Source organism: Amycolatopsis mediterranei, assembly GCF_026017845.1.
GTDB lineage: Bacteria > Actinomycetota > Actinomycetes > Mycobacteriales > Pseudonocardiaceae > Amycolatopsis > Amycolatopsis mediterranei.
Genome location: NZ_CP100416.1, coordinates 6,970,610 through 6,972,313, shown reverse-complemented (window position 1 = coordinate 6,972,313; position 1,704 = coordinate 6,970,610). Strand labels below are relative to the sequence as shown.

Here is a 1,704-nt window from a genome sequence, read left to right as displayed (position 1 = left end):
TGTGGAGCGTGGGACCTGATTTCGTAGTAGTCAAGCGATGGGGTGACGCAGGAAGGTAGCTCCGCCAGGCGATGGTTGTCCTGGTGTAAGCGTGTAGGCCGGAACATAGGCAAATCCGTGTTCCACGTAGGCTGAGACGTGATGCGTAGCCGTTTGAGGCGAAGTAGAGTGATCCTATGCTGCCGAGAAAAGCCTCTAGTGAGTGCATGCACGGCCCGTACCCCAAACCAACACAGGTGGTCAGGTAGAGAATACCAAGGCGATCGGGTGAACTGTGGTTAAGGAACTCGGCAAAATGCCCCCGTAACTTCGGGAGAAGGGGGGCCAAACATCCTGAAGCTCTTTTCGAGCTAGGGGTGGGTGGCCGCAGAGACCAGCGGAAAGCGACTGTTTACTAAAAACACAGGTCCATGCGAAGTCGCAAGACGATGTATATGGACTGACGCCTGCCCGGTGCTGGAACGTTAAGAGGACCGGTTAGCCAGTAATGGCGAAGCTGAGAATTTAAGCGCCAGTAAACGGCGGTGGTAACTATAACCATCCTAAGGTAGCGAAATTCCTTGTCGGGTAAGTTCCGACCTGCACGAATGGCGTAACGACTTTCCGGCTGTCTCAACCACAGGCCCGGCGAAATTGCACTACGAGTAAAGATGCTCGTTACGCGCGGCAGGACGGAAAGACCCCGGGACCTTTACTATAGTTTGGTATTGGTTTTCGGTTCGGCTTGTGTAGGATAGGTGGGAGACTGTGAAGTGGTCACGCTAGTGGCTGTGGAGTCGTTGTTGAAATACCACTCTGGTCGAATTGGGAATCTGAACCTCGGGCCATGATCTGGTTCAGGGACAGTGCCTGATGGGTAGTTTAACTGGGGCGGTTGCCTCCTAAAGAGTAACGGAGGCGCCCAAAGGTTCCCTCAGCCTGGTTGGCAATCAGGTGTTGAGTGCAAGTGCACAAGGGAGCTTGACTGTGAGACAGACATGTCGAGCAGGGACGAAAGTCGGGACTAGTGATCCGGCACCTCCTGGTGGAAGGGGTGTCGCTCAACGGATAAAAGGTACCCCGGGGATAACAGGCTGATCTTGCCCAAGAGTCCATATCGACGGCATGGTTTGGCACCTCGATGTCGGCTCGTCGCATCCTGGGGCCGGAGTAGGTCCCAAGGGTTGGGCTGTTCGCCCATTAAAGCGGCACGCGAGCTGGGTTTAGAACGTCGTGAGACAGTTCGGTCCCTATCCGCCGCGCGCGTAGGATACTTGAGGAAGGCTGTCCCTAGTACGAGAGGACCGGGACGGACGAACCTCTGGTGTGCCAGTTGTTCTGCCAAGGGCATGGCTGGTTGGCCACGTTCGGAAGGGATAACCGCTGAAGGCATCTAAGCGGGAAGCCTGTTCCAAGATGAGGTATCCCACCCCTTTGTGGGTTAAGGCCCCCAACAGACCATTGGGTTGATAGGCCAGAAATGGAAGCACAGTAATGTGTTGTCGAGTTGACTGGTACTAATAGGCCGAGGACTTGCCTACGAAGATGTTACGCATCCACTCTACGGTTCTGAAACACCACCCCAGGGTGTGTTGTTTCAGAGATGTTTCGGTGGTTTTAGCGTCAGGGAAACGCCCGGTCCCATTCCGAACCCGGAAGCTAAGCCTGACAGCGCCGATGGTACTGCAACCGAAGGGTTGTGGGAGAGTAGGACACCGCCGAACT

General features: G+C 55.2%; 1 rRNA gene and 3 other annotated features. The gene reads left to right on the top strand.

Annotated elements, in window-relative coordinates:
- Positions 1–26: 26 nt before the first annotated feature.
- Positions 27–206, top strand: a sequence feature (23S ribosomal RNA rRNA prediction is too short).
- Positions 207–262: 56 nt separating this feature from the next.
- Positions 263–627, top strand: a sequence feature (23S ribosomal RNA rRNA prediction is too short).
- Between the two features lie 10 nt (positions 628–637).
- Positions 638–1,508, top strand: a sequence feature (23S ribosomal RNA rRNA prediction is too short).
- A 78-nt stretch (positions 1,509–1,586) separates the two neighbouring features.
- Positions 1,587–1,703, top strand: a 5S ribosomal RNA gene (rrf, locus tag ISP_RS30930).
- Position 1,704: the final 1 nt, after the last annotated feature.